The sequence below is a fragment of the Micromonospora sp. NPDC049374 genome (genome assembly GCF_040677165.1).
Taxonomy (GTDB): domain Bacteria; phylum Actinomycetota; class Actinomycetes; order Mycobacteriales; family Micromonosporaceae; genus Micromonospora.
The window spans coordinates 118,452-134,979 of the sequence record NZ_JBFAQH010000012.1 but is presented as its reverse complement, the minus strand read 5'-3'; the positions used below and the strand labels follow the sequence as shown (position 1 = coordinate 134,979).

Genomic DNA, 16,528 nt, shown 5'->3' with positions numbered 1-16,528 from the left:
CGCCGGTGCGCGGGCGAAGGTGCTGAGGTTGTGGGTCAGGTGGTGCTGGAGGCGGCGGTGAGTCGCGCCGCGCGTTCCTTGGCAGCGCGCTGCACGGGGCCTTCCCGCCAGTCGCGGGGCAGGGCGGTGAGAGCGAGCCGCAGCGCACGTACCGTCACGTCGGCGGACAGCGCGGTGGTCGGCAGGCCCAGCCCGCCGTACAGCCGCCGTGCCCACGGCGGCAGCAGGGCGAGCGCGGTGCCGGCGATGCCCAGGTACGCCCACCGGGGCGGGCCGAGGTTCAGCCCGATCCGGGCCGGCAGGCTGAGCTTCCACGGCAGGGGTGGAGCGGTCAGGAACAGGGCGGTCTCGGCGGCCTCCCGGGTCATCCGCAGCTCGGGCCGGATCCGCTGGTAGTAGTCAGCAACCTCCGCGGCGGTGCCGGGCACGGTCTCCGGAACCAGCCCGACGAGGGCAGCGGTCCGTCGCTGCTCGGTGTAGTAGCGATCCACCTCGTCGGCGTCCAGCGGTACGCCGGCCCGCCGCGCGGTGTCGAGGAACGACTCCACCTCGGTGACGTGCACCCAGCGGAGCAGGTCCGGCTCGTCGATCCGGAAACGCTCGCCGGTGGTCGGGTCGACCGCGGTCATCCGGGCGTGCAGCCGACGTAGCCGCCGTCCGGCCCGCTCCGCCTCGTCGGTGGTGCCGTAGACGGTGGTGCCCACGTAGTCGGCGGTGCGGATCAAACGTCCCCAGGCGTCCTGACGGTAGTTGCTGTTCTGCGTCACTCCGGCCATCGCCCGCGGATGCAACGCCTGGAGGTAGAGGGAACGCAGACCGGCGACGAACAGGATGGGCTCCTGGTGCAGCTTCCAGGTGACCGAACCGGGACCGAACAGGCCGACGTCGACGGTATCCACCAGTCAAGGGTGCCACGTCGACCGACTTGAACCCGTCCGGTCCGGCCTGCGTGTGGAGCAACAGGGCGTTGGGCGGATCAAGCATGGGCCCGTACGCTGACACCCACGATCACCCTCGGAGGTGCCGATGTTCGAGAAGGCGCTGGGCCTGCCCCTACACGTACTGGTGGTGCACGCGGTCGTCGTGTTCGTGCCGCTGCTGGTGCTGCTCGCCCTCGCGTACATCGTGCTGCCCCGGTTCCGCGCGCGGCTGGACTGGGCGGTGGCGGTCCTGGCGGTGGTCGCGCCGATCACCGCATGGGTCGCCACGAGGTCCGGCGAGGCGCTGCAGGCCCGGCAGATCGAACGGGGGTTCTCCGGCGAGATCCTCGACAAGATCAACGAGCATGCGGCACACGGCGAAGTGCTGTTCCGCGTGACGTTGGGACTCGGCCTGGTGGTCATCCTGCTGCTGGTCGCCACAAGCAACCACCCCCGGGTGCCGAAGTTGCCCGGCTGGGTGCCTGCGGTGCTGTCCGTCGTGGTGCTGGGGCTGGGCGTCGCCGCCCTCATCTACGTCTGGCTCAGTGGTCACTCCGGTGCCGAGATGGTCTGGGGCAACACCTACGAGTAGGCCGTCCACGGCCGCTGTGAACAGGTCGTCCACGGCCGGCACCGGGTGCCTCCTCCCCGGGTGCCTCCTCAGAACAGCAGCCGGGTGCAGAGCAGACAGGTCAGCACCACCAGGACGGCTCCGGCGATCGCGCCGACGGCCCAGGTGACCCGCTGCGCCCGCTGCTCCTGCGCGTCCAGGCTGATCATGTCCTGGCCCGGTAGTTGGCGAGGCGGCGCCGCTTGCAGGTGCACCGGTGGCCGCCAACCGGGCGGTGGCGCGGTGGTGGCTGGTGGCCCGCTGTAGCCGCCCGCCCCGCCCGAGACAACATGCCCAGGGCGCGGGGTTGGGGCGCCGCCGGGACTCGGTCCGCCGCTCGGGGATGAGGTGCCGCTCAGGGCTGGGGGGCCGCTCGGGTTCAGGCCGTGGCTCGGGCTTGGGGTGTCCGGGGTGTGAGTTGGGTTGGTGGTGCCGGTCAGTCCACCGCCGTCATCGGGGCCTGTGCCGCTGGTGGGGCTCAGGGGGGTGATGGGGTCGGAAACCGGGCCTGATACGGACGGTCCCGGGGGCGAGGGCTGACTGGCGTCGGCCGGTGCCGGGACGCGCTCCGCCGGAGGGCCAGCGGAGGACCCGTCGCCGGAATCGGGCCGGCGCCAAGGATCGTCGGGATCCTGACCGGGTCGGGGCATCGTCACGCCGTCCGACGCTACCAACCACCTCACCGCCGCACCGTCAGGCCGCGCCCGTAGCGATTGACTCGGACAACTTCGGCGATAGTGCTGTCTGCCGTGACCGAGACCCAGCGCTATCGCCGAAGTTGCTCGGACCTTCGGTGCCGCAGCTGCGTTAGCCTTGCCGTTCGTGAGCATTCGCGAACCCGACGGGCGGGGCGACGATGATCGCGCGGTCGAGTTGACCGACGACTTCGTGGTGCTGCCGGAGCAGACCGCAGACGACACCGACCATGGGTGGGGCGAGCGGGCCGGCGGCAACGACGACTGGCTGCTCGCCGAGCGCCCGCCACACTGGGACTGAGCGTCCCGCGAAGGCTGACGCCCGAACTCGCCGGCCGACGCCGTGCCGTCCGCCGCGCCCGCAGCCGGGAACGGGCGATCGGTCAGGAGGGGCCGGCCGTGGCCGTCGCCTTGCTCGCGCCGCCGGAGGACCCTCCCGACGAGCTTCCGGACGACCCGTTGCCGGAGCCGGACGAGCCAGCGTCGGACGAGGTGGAACCGGACGAACTGGAACCGCTCGACGAGGAGTTCGACGAGTTCGAGCCGGAGGACGACTCCGACTTGCCGCTGGAACCGTTCGACGTGGTGTCCGAGCCGGAGGAGCGGGAGTCGGTGCGGTAGAAACCCGAGCCCTTGAAGACGATGCCGACCGAGTTGAACAGCTTACGCAGTCGTCCCTCGCACGCCGGGCAGTCGGTCAGCGGCTCGTCAGAGAAGGACTGCACCGCCTCGAGCTGGTGACCGCACGCGGTGCAGGCGTACTGGTACGTGGGCACGTTCTCCTCCGGATCTGGCACGGCCGGTTGGCACTCGACGTATTCGAGTGCCAATGGTGCGTCATCGCCCCCCGGTTCGTCCAGCGGAAGTGTGGGGCACGACACCCGGGAGGGTCAGCAGGCCGTGGGTCGGCGTGACCACCGCCCGTACCGGCTGGTCGTGCGGCTCGGCCGGCAACGCGGCCAGCAGCTCACCGTCGTACAGCGGCACCACCGTGAGCACGGTCGCCGGCACCCGCGCCAGGGCGCGATCGTACGACCCGCCGCCGCGACCCAGGCGGACGCCCCGCTGGTCGACCGCCAGCGCCGGCACCACCATCAGGTCGGCGGTGGCGAGGGCGGCGACGCCCAGCCGGGGCCCGGCCGGCTCGCGGATGCCCCGTCCGGCGGCGACCATCGCCTGCGGTCCGTCCCAGGCGGCCCAGTCCAGGTCGAGGTCGTCGCGGAGCACCGGCAGCAGCAGGTCCGCCCCGGCGGGCAGCGCGTCGGCGAGCACCGTCGGCAGGTCCGGCCCACCCGGTTCCCCGCCCACCGGGGCGTACGCGGCCACCCGGCCCGGCCGCAGCCGGCGTACCAGGGAGGTCAGCTCGGCCTGGACGCTTGTCGCGGCGAAGGCGCGCTCAGCTTCGGTGCGGGCGCGGCGGCGCGCGAGCAGCCCGACTCGCGCGGCCTGCTTCGCGTCATGCGCCACTTCCGCTCCTTCAGCAAATTCCGGCACGCAACACTCCTCACGCAACGCTCGTCCCGCCGTCGCTCTGTGTCAGCATCGCAGGCAACGGTCGCGCAACTTCCGGGGGGAAGGGGAAGCGTTGACGCTACGCGGGCGGTTGACCGCAGCCTTCCTGGCGGTGGCGCTCGGCCCGGTCCTGCTCGGTGCCGTCTTCGTCGCCTCCACCGTAGCGGCGGTTGACCGCAGCCGTGCCACCGAGCGGCTGGCGGTGGCCGCCACGGCCGTACGTACCTCGATCGACGCCCTCTGCCAGCAGCTACGCGCCGCCGCCGACGCGGTCGCCGTCACCGCTGACCACGCCGAAGCCGCCGCCCAGGTGGTCAGTCGGGGCCTGGCCACCGCGGTGCTCGTCACCGACGTGACCGGTCGGGTCAGCTACGCCACCCCCGACCCGCCCCCGGCACCCTGGCGGGACTGCACCGCGCAGGCCACGCCCGGCGGACCGGTGAGCGCCCTCGTGGTGCGGGTGCAGCTGCGCGACGCCGCCGGCTCGGCACTGGGTACGGTCGCCGCCGCCCTCCCGGTCGATCCCGCCTTCGTCGCGCGACTCGCGGCGGTGACCGGGGTGGCGGTGACCCTGCTCGACGGGGTCGCCCCCATCCAGGTGGCCCACACCACCGAGTCCGGCAGCGGTCGGGACGCGGTGCTCGCCGCTGCGGCCTCCCTACGCGACGAGCATGTCACCGGCACCACCGAGGGTCGGTATGTGCGCCGTGCCGGCCCGACCGTCGGGCAGCCGCTGCCCCTGCTGCTCTCGGTACCCAGTGACCAGCCGCCCGGTCTGCACGCGGTGCTGGTCGCCGTGGTGCTGATGGCCGCGTTGCTGGGGGTGGCCGTCGCCTGGCGGCTGGCCCGGGTCACCACCCGGCCGCTTGTGGAACTGGCCGGTGCGGCGGACCGGGTCGCCACCGGCGATCTCACCGCCCGGGTGCCGGTACGCAGCAGCGACGAGATCGGTCGGCTGGCCGTCGCCTTCAATCGGATGACCCGCGAGACGGGTGGCTACCTGGCGGCGTTGGCCAGCAGCCGGGACCAGCTGCGCGGGCACCTTGCCGTACTCGGCGACACCCTGGCGAGCACCCATGACCTGCCCCGGATCCTGCGGGTGATCCTGCACAGCGCGCTCGCCGCGACGGGGGCCCGGGCAGGAGCTGTGCTGCTCACCGAGGAGGGTGAGCGGCTCGTCGCCCGGTGCAGCGTGGGGCTCGACGACCGCTGGCCCGACACCGAGCCGCTGCGGGTGCCGCTGGGCAGCGGGGTGGTCGGCGTGGTCGCCGCGACCGGTCAGCCCCGTCGGGGTCGGATGGAATCGACAAGCGCCGCCTCGGACGAGCCGCGCTGCCGGACGTACATCGCGGTGCCGTTCGCCGCCCCCGACGGGACCGGCGGCGACGCACCGGGCGCGGCCTCGGTGGCCGACGCTTCGGGCCGACCAGCGGAGGTGGTGTTGGGCGTGCTGGCCCTCTACGACCGCCTGGGCGGGGAGGAGTTCGACGACGAGGACCTGGCCACCCTGCGCACCTTCGCCCGGCACGCGGCGGTCGCGGTGGACAACGTACGGGTACACGAGGAGGCGCAACGACTGTCGCTCACCGACCCGCTGACCGGACTGTGGAACTACCGTTACCTGCGCGAGTCGCTGCGCCGGGAGGTGGAACGGGCCAGTCGGTTCGGTCGCATGGTCGGCGTGCTCGCCCTCGACCTGGACCGCTTCAAGAGAGTCAACGACACGTACGGGCACGCGGCCGGGGATACCGTGCTGGCCGAGTTCGCCCGACGGGTACGCGGCGAGATCCGGGAGGTGGACCTGGCCTTCCGCCGGGGCGGCGAGGAGTTCGTGGTGCTGCTCCCGGAAACCGACGCCCGTGGCGCGGCCATCGTCGCCGAGCGGCTCGGCGCGGCCGTCCGCGACACCCCGGTGACGGTGGTGGGGCACGCCGGGGTCCGCGAGCTGATCCCGGTGACCGTCTCCATCGGCATCGCCGTCTTTCCCGACCACGCCGACACCGGTCCGCAGGTGTTGGCGGCGGCAGACGAGGCGCTGTACGCCGCGAAGACCGCCAGCCGGGACACCTGGCGACTGGCACCGGCCCGGGAGCCGTCGCCGACCCGTGAGGTTCCAGTACCGGTGGCGGCCCGCAGCCCCGCCGACGGACTGCCCCGGGCCGGACCCGACGTGCCGGTCGTCACCGGCGACCCGTCGGCTGCGCCCTGACCTGCCGGCGTCGGTCTGTCGGGCTGGGCCGCACCTTGCTGGCGTCGACGCGTCGGCTCGGCCCTGAGGCCGGTCCGGGCAGGCCGGTCACCGGCGGTCCACCGGCCCGACCCTGGCACCACCGCAAGCCGGCCACCGGCAATCCACCGGCCCAACCGGGGCACCACCGGCAACCGGCAGAACCGGTCCGGTGGGCGGCGCGTCTTCTGGTCCTCACCCGCCGAGGCAGGGCCATGGCCGATAGTCTCGCGACATGTCGGAGCACTCAGCGAACCCCTCAACGGCCGCCGCCACCGGTCGTCCCCGTGCCGTCAAGGCCGTCATCCCGGCCGCCGGCCTGGCCACCCGGTTCCTGCCGGCCACCAAGGCGGTCCCCAAGGAACTGCTGCCGGTCGTCGACCGTCCGGTGTTGCAGTACATCGTCGAGGAAGCCGCCCAGGCCGGCATCGGCGACGTGCTGCTGATCACCGGCCGAGGCAAGACGTCGATGGTGGACCATTTCGACCGCCGCCCCGACCTGGAGGAACGGCTCGCGGAGAAGCCCGACCTGCTCGCCGCCGTCAAGCGGACCGAGGAACTGGCGTCCATCTACACCTGCCGCCAGCCGGAGCAGTTGGGTCTCGGGCACGCCGTCGGGTACGCCGAGTCGCACGTCGGCAACGAGCCCTTCGCGGTGCTGCTCGGCGACGAGTTCGTCAACCTCAGCGAGCCGCTGCTGCCGGCGATGCTGGAACTCCAGGCGCGTACGGGTGGGGTGGTGCTCGCCTTCTTCGAGGTCGATCCGGCGGAGACGAAGCGGTACGGAATCGCCTCGGTCGAGCCGGCCGAGTCCGAGCTGACCGACATCGGTGAGGTCGTGAAGGTGACCGGCATGGTGGAGAAGCCGAAGCCGGAGGACGCGCCGAGCAACCTCGCCGTGCTCGGCCGGTACGTGCTGCCCGGCAGGATCTTCGACGCCATCCGCCGGACGGAGCCCGGCAGCGGCGGCGAGATCCAACTGACCGATGCGATGGAGATCCTGCGTACCGAGGGCACACCGGTGCACGCCATCGTCTACCGCGGCATCCGTTACGACACCGGTATGCCGCTGGGCTACCTGCAGACCGTGGTCCAGATCGCCGCCGACCGTGAGGATCTGGGCGGCGAGTTCCGCAAGTGGCTGGCCGAGTTCGTCAACTCCGACGCGTCGGGCGGTCCGAATACATGACCGCGACGGCCGACGCCGAGGCGGCCGAAAACGGGTTGACGCCGCTCGCCGACTACCTGGGCAGCGTGCTGCGCAGGTTGCGCGCGCTGCCTCCGCTCGACCTCGACCTCACCCAGGCGTACGGCAACGTCCTCGCCGAGGACGTCGTCGCCCCGCATTCGTTCCCGGCCTTCGACCAGGCGGCCGTGGACGGGTACGCCGCGCGCTGGGAGGACATCTCGGGCGGGGGTCGGGGCGTGGGATACGTCCCGGCCCAGTCCAGTCGGCCGGGTGGTCGCACCGTACGGCTAAATGTCGTCGGTGATCTCGGTGCGGCGAGCTGGCGGCCGGTCCGACTCACCCCGGGGTCGTGTTTCTCGGTGGCGGCCGGCGCACCACTGCCGATCGGCGCCGACGTGGTCGTCCCGGTGGAGTGGACCGACCAGGGCATGGCGGCGGTGGAGATCTTCCGGGTTCCGAAGCGGGGGTACGGGGTTCGTCGGACGGGCGAGGAGGTGGCCGCCGGTGCGCTGCTCGCCCGCTCCGGCACCTACGTCTCGCCGGCGCTGGTGGCGGTGCTCGCCGCGACCGGCATCGGTCACGTGGTGGTGCGGCCGAGCCCCCGGGTGGTGATCGTGGCCACCGGCGATGAACTTGTCGACGTGGGTCGGGGCAGCCAGCCCGGTCAGGTCGTGGACGCCAACTCGCACGCCCTGACCGCCGCGGCGGCGGAGGTGGGGGCGCTGGCCTACCGGGTGGGCATCTGTGACGACGATCCGGAAGGACTGCGCGGGCTGCTGGAGGACCAGACCCTGCGGGCCGACCTGATCATCACGACCGGCGGCACCGGCACCGGTCCGGGCGACATGGTCCGCCGGATCCTGTCCCGCCGGGAGGGCAGCCGCGCCGGTCCGGTCACCTTCACCGACGTGGCGCTCTATCCGGGTACCGCCCTCGGTTTCGGCACTGTCGGTGCCGAGGAGGTGCCGGTGGTGTGTCTGCCCGGCGACCCGGGGGCCGCGATGATCGGCTTCGAGGTGTTGGCCCGGCCCGCGATCAACCTGCTGGCCGGCGCCGAGCCGGTGTTCCGTCCCAGCGTACGGGCGCACCTGCTGGAGACCGTCTCCTCGCCGGCCGGGCTGCGCGAGTTCCGGCCCGCGCACGTCGCTGAGCGGCGTGGCGGGGGTTACACTGTTCAGCCGCTCAACGGCGGCCCGTTCACGCTCTCCGGCCTGGCAGAGGCGAACGGACTTCTCGTTCTCGGCGAGCGGGTGACCGCCGCCGCCGCCGGCTCCACCGTCGACGTGTTGCTGCTGGACCGCCGCCGGTGACCCACCGGTGACGCTCGGGAGTGGAGGTTCGGTGTTCCGACGGGCGCCTGGCTGGCCGGCTGTGCTTTCCGACGGCCCGGTGCTGCTGCGGCCGTACCGGCGGTCGGACGCGGTGGCCTGGTCGCAGGTGCGTCGGGCCAACCGGGAGTGGCTGGCCCCCTGGGAGTCGTCGGTACCCGGTGACTGGGACGACCTGAACTCCCCGGCGACGTTCCGCTGGGTCTACCGCGACCAGCGACGCTCGGCGCGTACCGGCGAGGGGATGCCGTTCGCGGTCTGCCTGCACGATGACGGTGTGGAGCGGCTGGTCGGTCACATCAACGTGGGCAACATCGTGCGCCGGGCCTTCTGCTCCGGGTACGTCGGTTACTGGGTGGACCGGCGGGTCGCCGGCCGAGGGGTCATCCCCACCGCGCTGGCCCTGGCCGTCGACCACGCCTTCGGCTCCGGTGGGTTGCACCGGATCGAGGTCAACATCCGCCCCGAGAACCGGCCGTCCCGTCGGGTGGTGGAGAAGCTGGGCTTCCGCGAGGAGGCGTACCATGCGCGCTACATGCACATCGACGGTGCCTGGCGCGATCACATCGGCTACGCGATGACCAGCGAGGAGATCGCCGCCGAGGGTGGCCTGCTGGCCCGTTGGCACCGGCTGCGCGCCCGTACCCCGTGAGCCGTCCCACGTGCGGGATCGGCGCGGCGCGGCGGTTCCGGCGACGGTGACCCGTAACCTCAGGTAACTGCAAGCTGCGGCAGGCGCTGCCCGCCCCGCATGATTCACGTCGCCGACGCAGATCGGTGAAAGATCCTGCGGCCGGTCGGTGCTTGCTCCGAATCTGGTGACGGGAGGGGTGAGGGTGCCGACCTCGGTGCTCCTCGCCGTCCTCGCCGCCGCCGGGCTGCTCGCCCTCGCGCCGGCGCTGGTCCGCCGGTACGACGCCGCCGAGCGGCTGGTGGCGGAGCGGGCGCAGTCGACGGCGCGGGTGCTCCAGCGCCGCCGGCGCCGTCGCACTGTCCCCGGTCGGCGACCGGTCAACCCGTCCCGTGCCCTGGTGATCACCCTCAGTGAGGATCGCGCCTCGGGGGAACTCGCCACTCCGGTCTCCGGCCCGCCCGCTCTGCGTCGCGCGGTTCCCGCCCCGCCTCGCTCAGGTGAGGCACCCGGCGGGGTACCGCGCTCGCGTCCCGCTGATGACCCAGGTGATGGCCGCTCCGGCGGTAAGGCAGCGCGCGGTGGGGAGGCCGGGCGCGCGCTGCCCCGCCGTTCCGGTCGGCCGAGCCGGCTGCGCGCCGTGCCGGCAGGCGGGAACCGTCCCCGCCGCCGCCCCGACCGGCGGCACCACCACACCCCCGCCATCTACCGCCGCCGTCGGGTGCTGGCCGCGCTGGTGCTGCTCAACGCCGTCGAGCTGATCGGCGTGCTGGTCGTGAGCCCCGGCTTCTGGATCAGCTTCGCGGTCACCGCCACCCTGCTGATCGTGTACGTCGTACACCTGCGCGCCCGCGCGGTGGCCGACCGCCGCCGACGCCGGGCCCTGGCCCGCGAGGCCGCATGGCTGGCCGCCCGCCAGGCCGAGGTGCGCCGGGAGCAGGCGCGCCGGGCGGCGGCCCGCCGGGAGGCGCAGCGCCGCCTGGCGGCCCAGCGGGAGTCCGTCCGGCGCAGTGCGATGGGCCTGGACCGGCCGGCCGACCTGCCACAGGCGGCGAACGGCGGCGGCTCGGTGTCCTACCGCCGGGCCGGCGGCCTGCGTGGCCGCCCCTACGAGGCCGGCCCCGGCTCCCACAGCGCCTGACCGCGCTGAGGACGCCGTCCCTCGCCCGGCCCCCTCGCTCGGGCGAGGCGACAAGTTCGGGGAAGGTGCTGCCTCACCCGGGCCGAAGGTCGCATTGGCGGGGAAGCTGCGCGGATCTTGCGGGGCGCCGTGGGCGGGGTGGTTCGCGGCAGGAGCGCTCGACCTGTTAGCCTTGTCGCCGGCCCGCCCGGTGACAGCCGGGTGGGACCGACGCCGGTTGACCGGCGGAGGGGCTGTGGCGCAGACCGGTAGCGCACCTCGTTCGCATCGAGGGGGTCAGGGGTTCAAATCCCCTCAGCTCCACCAAGAAAGTAAAGGTCAAAGGGCAGGTTCTCGAAGATCGAGAGCCTGCCCTTTGACCTTTCACCGGCGGCTGAGCACCGCCAGGGCGCCGAAGCTGGTTCAGACTGGCGGGATGCGGGGTGAGGAACGGACAGCGCGGGTTCGCAAGGTACGCCGCCGGCTTGCGCAGTACGGTCCGCCGTGGACGCGAGATCATGAGCGGGACTTCGAGACGGTCACGCTGCCGGAACGGGACTGTGATCTGCTCCGGGACCTGTTGATCTCTGATCGGGTCGCGGCTGTCGTCGAGGTCGGGCTCGCGTACGCCAGCTCCGCGCTCGCGATCGGGGAGGCGCTGGTCACGGTCGACCCGCCGCACCCTCGGCACATCATTGTCGATCCCTTCCAAGGGCGGGCATACGCGAATGTCGGCTGGGAGCTGCTGTGCGCCGCCGGTCTGGACTCCACCGTGCAACTGATGCGCGACTGGTCCTCGATCGCGCTTCCGGAACTCGTCACCGACGGGCTGGTCGTCGACGCGGCGTTCGTGGACGGTAGTCACCGCTTTCACGAGGTCTTCGTGGACCTCTACTTCCTGCGCAAGATCGTTCGGCCGGGCGGGTTGATCGCTGGTCGAGCCGCCATTCGAGCGGTTCCACCCGTTCTGACCAGGGCCCCGCCTCACCTCTGTCCTGAGTGAACTGTCAGGATTGCCGGCATGACGGTCCGACTTGGTGACAGGGTCGCGCTGGTCACGGGTGGCAGCCGGGGCATCGGTGCCGCCGTCGCGCGGCGGCTCGCCGCCGACGGCATCGATGTCGCATTCACCTACCGCACCGCGGGGGACAGCGCGAAATCGGTCCTGGCCGACATCGAGGCGTACGGGCGTGCGGGCCTGTCGATCAGTGCGGACAGCGCGGATCCGGCGGCGGTGGTCGGTGCTGTGGAACGGACCGCTGCCGAGTTGGGGCGGCTGGACATTCTGGTGAACAACGCCGGGGTGTTCGCGGGTGGGCCGATCGAGTCGGTCAGCTTCGACGCTCTCGATCGAGCTGTCGCGGTCAACGTACGCGGGGTGTACCTGGCCACCCAGGCGGCGGTACGCCACATGGGCGATGGTGGTCGGATCGTCAACATCGGCAGCAGCTTCGCCAGCCGGGTCCCCGCTCCCGGGGTGAGCGCGTACGCGATGACCAAGAGCGCGGTCAACGGGCTGACCCGGGCGCTGGCCCGGGAACTCGGACCGCGCGGAATCACGGTCAACCTGATCCTGCCCGGCTCGACCGACACCGACATGAACCCGGCGGACAGTGTCGGCGCCGACGCCCAGCGGTCGCACATCGCTCTCGGCCGCTACGCGGCACCCGCCGACGTGGCGGCCACGGTCAGTCATCTGGTCGGCGACGGCGGACGGCACATCACCGGCGCGTCGATCGCCATCGACGGCGGCGCGACCGCCTGAGCGGTCTGCCGCCACCGGCTGGGTGGCGGGCGGCCACGGCGTCGGCGGTGCGGCAGATACTTGTCATTGCCTTGACGTTGATAAATGTTAACGCTATCAATGAGGAAGCGGGCACGGCGGGCACGGTCGGACGGGGACCGTGCCCGTCCCGGATGGCCGGCTCGCGGTCGGCGGGAGGGCGAAGGCGATGGCGCGTCGGAAGCTCACGTACCGCAGTTGGGCAGCGGTGACCGCCGCCCTGGTGATGGCGGCGATCAGCTCCTTGGCGGGGCCGGCCGTCCCGGCGCGGGCCGCCGCCGTCACATTCACCAACCCGCTGGCCGAGCAGCGCGCCGATCCGCACATCTACCGGCACACCGACGGCTACTACTACTTTACCGCCACGGTGCCCGAGTACGACCGGATCGTGCTGCGCCGCGCCACCACCCTCCAAGGGCTGGCCACCGCCGCCGAGCGGGTGATCTGGCGCCGGCACGGCAGCGGCGAGATGGGCGCGCACATCTGGGCCCCGGAGATCCACTTCATCGACGGCCGGTGGTACGTCTACTTCGCCGCCGGCCGCACCGACGACATCTGGGCCATCCGGCCGTACGTGCTGGAGAGCGGCGCCGCGAACCCCCTCGACGGCCCGTGGACGGAGCGTGGCCAACTCCAGCCGGCACGCAACAGCTTCTCCCTCGACGCCACCACCTTCGTACACAACGGCCAGCGCTACCTGGCCTGGGCGGAGTACGCCGGCAACAACTCGAACATCTATCTCGCCCGGGCCGTCAACCCCTGGACGTACGCGGGCACGCCGACCCTGATCGCCACCCCGACGTACGCCTGGGAGACCCGGGGTTACCGGGTGAACGAGGGACCGGCGGTGCTGATCCGCAACGGCCGGGTGTTCATGACCTACTCGGCGAGCGCCACCGACGCCAGTTACGCCGTCGGGCTGCTCACCGCCTCGGCGAGCAGCGATCTGCTGAACCCGGCGTCGTGGACCAAGCGCGCCACACCGGTGCTGGCCAGCGACGGCCGGACCGGCCAGTACGGCCCGGGGCACAATTCGTTCACCGTCGCCGAGGACGGCAGCGATGTGATCGTCTACCACTCCCGCAACTACGAGCGGTATCTCGGCAACGGCTACGACCCGCTGAGCGACCCGAACCGGCGTACCCGGATCCAACGGGTCTACTGGAACGCCGATGGCACTCCGAACTTCGGCGTACCGGTGCCGGACGGCCTGACCCCGGTCCGGCTGCGCGCCCACGACCTGCCCGATCGGTACCTGCGGCACTGGGAGTTCCGGGTCCGGCTGGAACCGAACGTCACAAACCTGGCCGACTCGCAGTTCCGGATCGTCGCCGGCCTGTCCAACTCCGCGGCGATCTCGCTGGAGTCGACCAACTATCCCGGCTATTTCCTGCGGCACCGTAACCACCAGATCTGGGTGGAACGCAACGACGGCTCGAACCTCTTCCGGCAGGACGCCACCTTCACCCGGCGGGCCGGGCTCGCCGACGCGACGAAGGTGTCCCTGGAGTCGGTCAACTTCCCTGGCCAGTACGTCCGTCACCGCGACGGGCTGCTCTACCTGGAGGCGGTACCGGACGTGGCCGGACGCGCGTCGGCCACCTTCGCCCTGGAGTAGCCCGCCGCGGCCCGTGTCGGCCTGCCTGTCGGAGGGCGTACCTAAACTCTCGCGACATGGCGACGGTGACCTTTGTGGATGAGAGCACCGCGGGTGCTCGGATTCCCGCGTGGGCCTTGCAGATCTTCGAGGAGCGGTTGACGCTTCGTGAGCTGATCCACCGGCGGATCCATCAGGAGGTGGCCGAGCACAACGCGGCCAGCCCGGAGCCCCGCCGGCTGCTGGTGCAGCCCACCGCGACCGAACGTGCCCTCAACGGCGACCGGGGCGAGCCGCCTCGACGCCGCGTCGACCCGCAGCGGCAGATCGCCCTCGCCGAGCAGGCGTTCCGCGGCAACGGTTTCGTGGTGCTGGTCGGCGACCGGCAGGTCGAGGAGCTGGACGACGAGGTCGATCTGCGTCGCGACACCGAGGTCACCTTCCTCAAGCTCGTCCCGCTGGTCGGCGGCTGATGACCACCACCACCGAACCGGTCTGGTACGCCGACCGGGCCCGCGAGTTGGTCGCCGCGAACGATCTGGACAACCTGGCGGCTCACCTTCACCGGCACGCCCGCATCTGCCGGGACGACCCGGAGGTACGCGCCGCGCTGCGCAAGTTGTCCCGGGCGGACGTGGCACCCCTCGTGCTGGCCATGGCCGCCCGCGTGCGGCAGGACGGTAAGCACTTATGGCCGCCGCGCGACCTGATCGGCCAGCTGTCCCGTCGGTTGCCCACCGAGCTGGCCCCGGAGCAGCTCCAGGAGCTCGCCGCGTTCGCCGTCGACGAGCCGTACTCGTTGTCACCGACCGCGCTGGAGACGGTGGCCCGTGGCCTGGCCGCCACCGGCCCGCTCTCCGCGGACCTGATGGAGGTGCTTGTCGACCGGTCCGACGAGAGCCAGCGGCTGCGGCAGTTCATCGCCGAAGTGGCCGGGCCACGTCTCGACGCGGACGACCCCTGGGCCCGGCAGATCCTGGCCGAGCTGCCCACCCTCGACCCGGCGTGGCGGCAGCTGGTCACCCACGCCAGCACCGCCACCATGCCCCGCCCGAGCGCCGGCTGGTCGGCCGAGGCGGCCCGGCTGCTCGCCGAGGTCGACCTGAGGGAGGCCGGGCAGCGCTTCGACCGGTGGCTGGCCACCGCCTCCCGCGCCCCGCACCAGCAGCCGAGCTCGGTAAACGCCGACCTGTTGCGTGGCCTGCTCTGGCTGGTCGAACGGACCGGGCCGGCGCCGGAGCAGGTACGCCGCATCGGCGGCCTGGTCGAGGTGATGCTGCGTCGGCTACCCGGCGTGGGGCCGGCCTGCCCGAAGGTGGCAAACGCGGCGGTCGGGGTGCTCGGGCGACTCGACGGCGAGCCCGCGCTGGCGCAGCTCGCCCGGCTGTCGGCGCGGGTCACCTACAAGGGCACCCGCAAGGAGATCGACAAGGCGCTCGACACGCGTGCCGCAGCCCTCGGCATCAGCCGGGACGAGATCGAGGAACTGGCCGTTCCGGACTACGGCCTGGCCGGGGTGGGGCGGCACGAGGTGTTCCTGGGCGGTTGTCGGGCCGAGCTGTCGATCGTTTCCACCGGCGTCGCCCTGGTCTGGTACACGGAGGCCGGCCGGCAGGTGAAGAGCCCACCGGCGGTGGTACGCCGGGATCACGCGGCGGAGTTGGCCGACCTGAAGGGCCTGGCCAAGGAGATCACCGGGATGCTGACCGCCCAGGTGGCCCGGCTGGACCGGCTCTTCCTGGCCCAGCGCAGCTGGACCCTGGCCGCATGGCGGCAGCGCTACCTGGATCACCCGCTGGTCGGCGCGCTGGCCCGCCGGCTGCTCTGGCTGGTCGACGGGGTGCCCTGCGGTTGGGCCGACGGCGCGCTGCGCACCCTGGACGACACTGCGGTGACCGCTGGCGACGCCGCCGAGGTGCGGATCTGGCACCCGATCGGTAGGCCGGTGCCGGAGGTGGTCGGTTGGCGGGAGTGGTTGGAACGGCACCGGGTCGTGCAGCCGTTCAAACAGGCACATCGTGAGGTCTACCTGCTCACGCCGGCCGAGGAGACCACCGGCACGTACTCGAACCGGTTCGCCGGGCACGTCCTGCGGCAGCACCAGTTCCACGCCCTGGCCGCGGCTCGGGGTTGGACGGACCGGTTGCGCTTGATGGTCGACGACTCCTACCCGCCGACCTTCCGGGAGTTGCCCGGGTGGGAGCTGCGCGCCGAGTACTGGGTGGAGGGGATCGGCGACGACTGGACGGCCGACACCACCGACAGCGGGTCGTACCTGCGGCTGGTCACCGACCAGGTGCGCTTCTATCCGATCGCCGCCGCACAGAACTGGTCACACGCCTCCGGCGGCGGCTACTCGGCAGCGCGGTGGACGGACGCCCGGCCGGGGGATCCCCTGCCGCTCGACCGGATCCCCCCACTGGTGTTCAGCGAGATCATGCGCGACGTCGATCTCTTCGTCGGGGTGGCCAGCGTCGGCAACGACCCGACCTGGTCGGACGGTGGCCCGCAGGGCCGCTTCCGGGACTACTGGTCGTCGTACAGCTTCGGTGAGTTGTCCGCGACCGCCGAGACCCGCCGGGAGCTGCTGGCCCGGCTGCTGCCCCGCCTGGCGGTGGGCCAGCGGGCGCACATCGATGGCCGCTTTCTGGTGGTCGACGGCGACCTGCGCACGTACCGGATCCACCTGGGATCGGGCAACATCCTGATGAGCCCGAACGACGAGTACCTCTGCATCGTGCCGGACCGTGGCGCGGGCCGGACCGGGGAGCAGCAGTTCCTGCCGTTCGAGGGGGACGGCCTGCTCGCGGTCATTCTCAGCAAGGCGATGCTGCTGGCCAAGGACGCCGAGATCACCGACGCGACGATCACCCGCCAGATCAGACCGGCCGGGTAGCTGACGGACGGGATCGCGGT

15 protein-coding genes, 1 tRNA gene and 1 pseudogene are annotated in these 16,528 nt (G+C 72.2%); 14 read left to right on the top strand and 3 right to left on the bottom strand.

Going from position 1 to position 16,528, the window contains the following annotated elements; translation table 11 throughout:
* Positions 1 to 35: 35 nt before the first annotated feature.
* Positions 36 to 899: an oxygenase MpaB family protein gene (locus AB0J93_RS20515; protein ID WP_363923900.1), complete on the bottom strand. Its 864-nt coding sequence runs from the start codon at positions 897 to 899 to the stop codon at positions 36 to 38.
* Between the two features lie 127 nt (positions 900 to 1,026).
* Here AB0J93_RS20515 and AB0J93_RS20510 point away from each other — a divergent pair, with 127 nt between their 5' ends.
* The 3 genes from AB0J93_RS20510 (at position 1,027) to AB0J93_RS20500 (ending at position 2,846) form a co-directional block, all read left to right on the top strand.
* On the top strand, positions 1,027 to 1,512 hold the full coding sequence (locus AB0J93_RS20510; RefSeq protein WP_363923899.1) for a DUF2231 domain-containing protein: 486 nt from the start codon (positions 1,027 to 1,029) through the stop codon (positions 1,510 to 1,512).
* A gap of 840 nt (positions 1,513 to 2,352) precedes the next feature.
* Complete coding sequence (locus tag AB0J93_RS20505) at positions 2,353 to 2,526, top strand: hypothetical protein (protein ID WP_363923898.1); 174 nt, start codon at positions 2,353 to 2,355, stop codon at positions 2,524 to 2,526.
* Positions 2,527 to 2,624: 98 nt separating this feature from the next.
* A complete protein-coding gene (locus AB0J93_RS20500; RefSeq protein WP_363923993.1) occupies positions 2,625 to 2,846 on the top strand; it encodes a hypothetical protein in 222 nt (73 codons plus the stop codon).
* A gap of 14 nt (positions 2,847 to 2,860) precedes the next feature.
* Here AB0J93_RS20500 and AB0J93_RS20495 read toward each other — a convergent pair.
* Positions 2,861 to 3,001: pseudogene (locus AB0J93_RS20495) on the bottom strand (FmdB family zinc ribbon protein); the annotation flags it as partial.
* A 61-nt stretch (positions 3,002 to 3,062) separates the two neighbouring features.
* Entirely contained in the window at positions 3,063 to 3,719 is a 657-nt protein-coding gene (locus tag AB0J93_RS20490; RefSeq protein WP_363923897.1) for a 5-formyltetrahydrofolate cyclo-ligase, read from the bottom strand.
* A gap of 91 nt (positions 3,720 to 3,810) precedes the next feature.
* On the opposite strand from AB0J93_RS20490, the gene AB0J93_RS20485 reads away from it, so the two are divergent.
* From AB0J93_RS20485 to AB0J93_RS20435, 11 genes are all read left to right on the top strand, one after another.
* Positions 3,811 to 5,946 carry a diguanylate cyclase gene (locus AB0J93_RS20485; protein WP_363923896.1) on the top strand — a complete coding sequence of 712 codons (2,136 nt, stop codon included), beginning with the start codon at positions 3,811 to 3,813 and terminating at the stop codon, positions 5,944 to 5,946.
* A gap of 253 nt (positions 5,947 to 6,199) precedes the next feature.
* Positions 6,200 to 7,153 carry a UTP--glucose-1-phosphate uridylyltransferase gene (locus AB0J93_RS20480; protein ID WP_363923895.1) on the top strand — a complete coding sequence of 318 codons (954 nt, stop codon included), beginning with the start codon at positions 6,200 to 6,202 and terminating at the stop codon, positions 7,151 to 7,153.
* Positions 7,150 to 8,463, top strand: coding sequence for a gephyrin-like molybdotransferase Glp (gene glp / locus AB0J93_RS20475; RefSeq protein WP_363923894.1), 1,314 nt, complete (start codon positions 7,150 to 7,152; stop codon positions 8,461 to 8,463). Before AB0J93_RS20480 ends, glp begins: the two co-directional genes overlap by 4 nt.
* A 61-nt stretch (positions 8,464 to 8,524) precedes the next feature.
* Positions 8,525 to 9,133, top strand: coding sequence for a GNAT family protein (locus tag AB0J93_RS20470; RefSeq protein WP_363923989.1), 609 nt, complete (start codon positions 8,525 to 8,527; stop codon positions 9,131 to 9,133).
* Positions 9,134 to 9,311: 178 nt separating this feature from the next.
* Positions 9,312 to 10,253 carry a hypothetical protein gene (locus AB0J93_RS20465; protein WP_363923893.1) on the top strand — a complete coding sequence of 314 codons (942 nt, stop codon included), beginning with the start codon at positions 9,312 to 9,314 and terminating at the stop codon, positions 10,251 to 10,253.
* Between the two features lie 229 nt (positions 10,254 to 10,482).
* Positions 10,483 to 10,559: transfer RNA gene (locus tag AB0J93_RS20460), tRNA-Ala, on the top strand.
* A gap of 109 nt (positions 10,560 to 10,668) precedes the next feature.
* Positions 10,669 to 11,235, top strand: coding sequence for a class I SAM-dependent methyltransferase (locus AB0J93_RS20455; protein WP_363923892.1), 567 nt, complete (start codon positions 10,669 to 10,671; stop codon positions 11,233 to 11,235).
* An 18-nt stretch (positions 11,236 to 11,253) separates the two neighbouring features.
* On the top strand, positions 11,254 to 11,997 hold the full coding sequence (locus AB0J93_RS20450) for an SDR family oxidoreductase (RefSeq protein ID WP_363923891.1): 744 nt from the start codon (positions 11,254 to 11,256) through the stop codon (positions 11,995 to 11,997).
* Positions 11,998 to 12,184: 187 nt separating this feature from the next.
* Positions 12,185 to 13,633: a family 43 glycosylhydrolase gene (locus tag AB0J93_RS20445; protein ID WP_363923890.1), complete on the top strand. Its 1,449-nt coding sequence runs from the start codon at positions 12,185 to 12,187 to the stop codon at positions 13,631 to 13,633.
* A 56-nt stretch (positions 13,634 to 13,689) separates the two neighbouring features.
* Positions 13,690 to 14,085: a hypothetical protein gene (locus tag AB0J93_RS20440; RefSeq protein ID WP_363923889.1), complete on the top strand. Its 396-nt coding sequence runs from the start codon at positions 13,690 to 13,692 to the stop codon at positions 14,083 to 14,085.
* The gene (locus tag AB0J93_RS20435) at positions 14,085 to 16,508 is read left to right on the top strand and encodes a DUF4132 domain-containing protein (RefSeq protein ID WP_363923888.1); all 2,424 of its coding nucleotides are present in this window, start codon (positions 14,085 to 14,087) and stop codon (positions 16,506 to 16,508) included. Before AB0J93_RS20440 ends, AB0J93_RS20435 begins: the two co-directional genes overlap by 1 nt.
* The last annotated feature ends 20 nt before the right edge of the window (positions 16,509 to 16,528 follow it).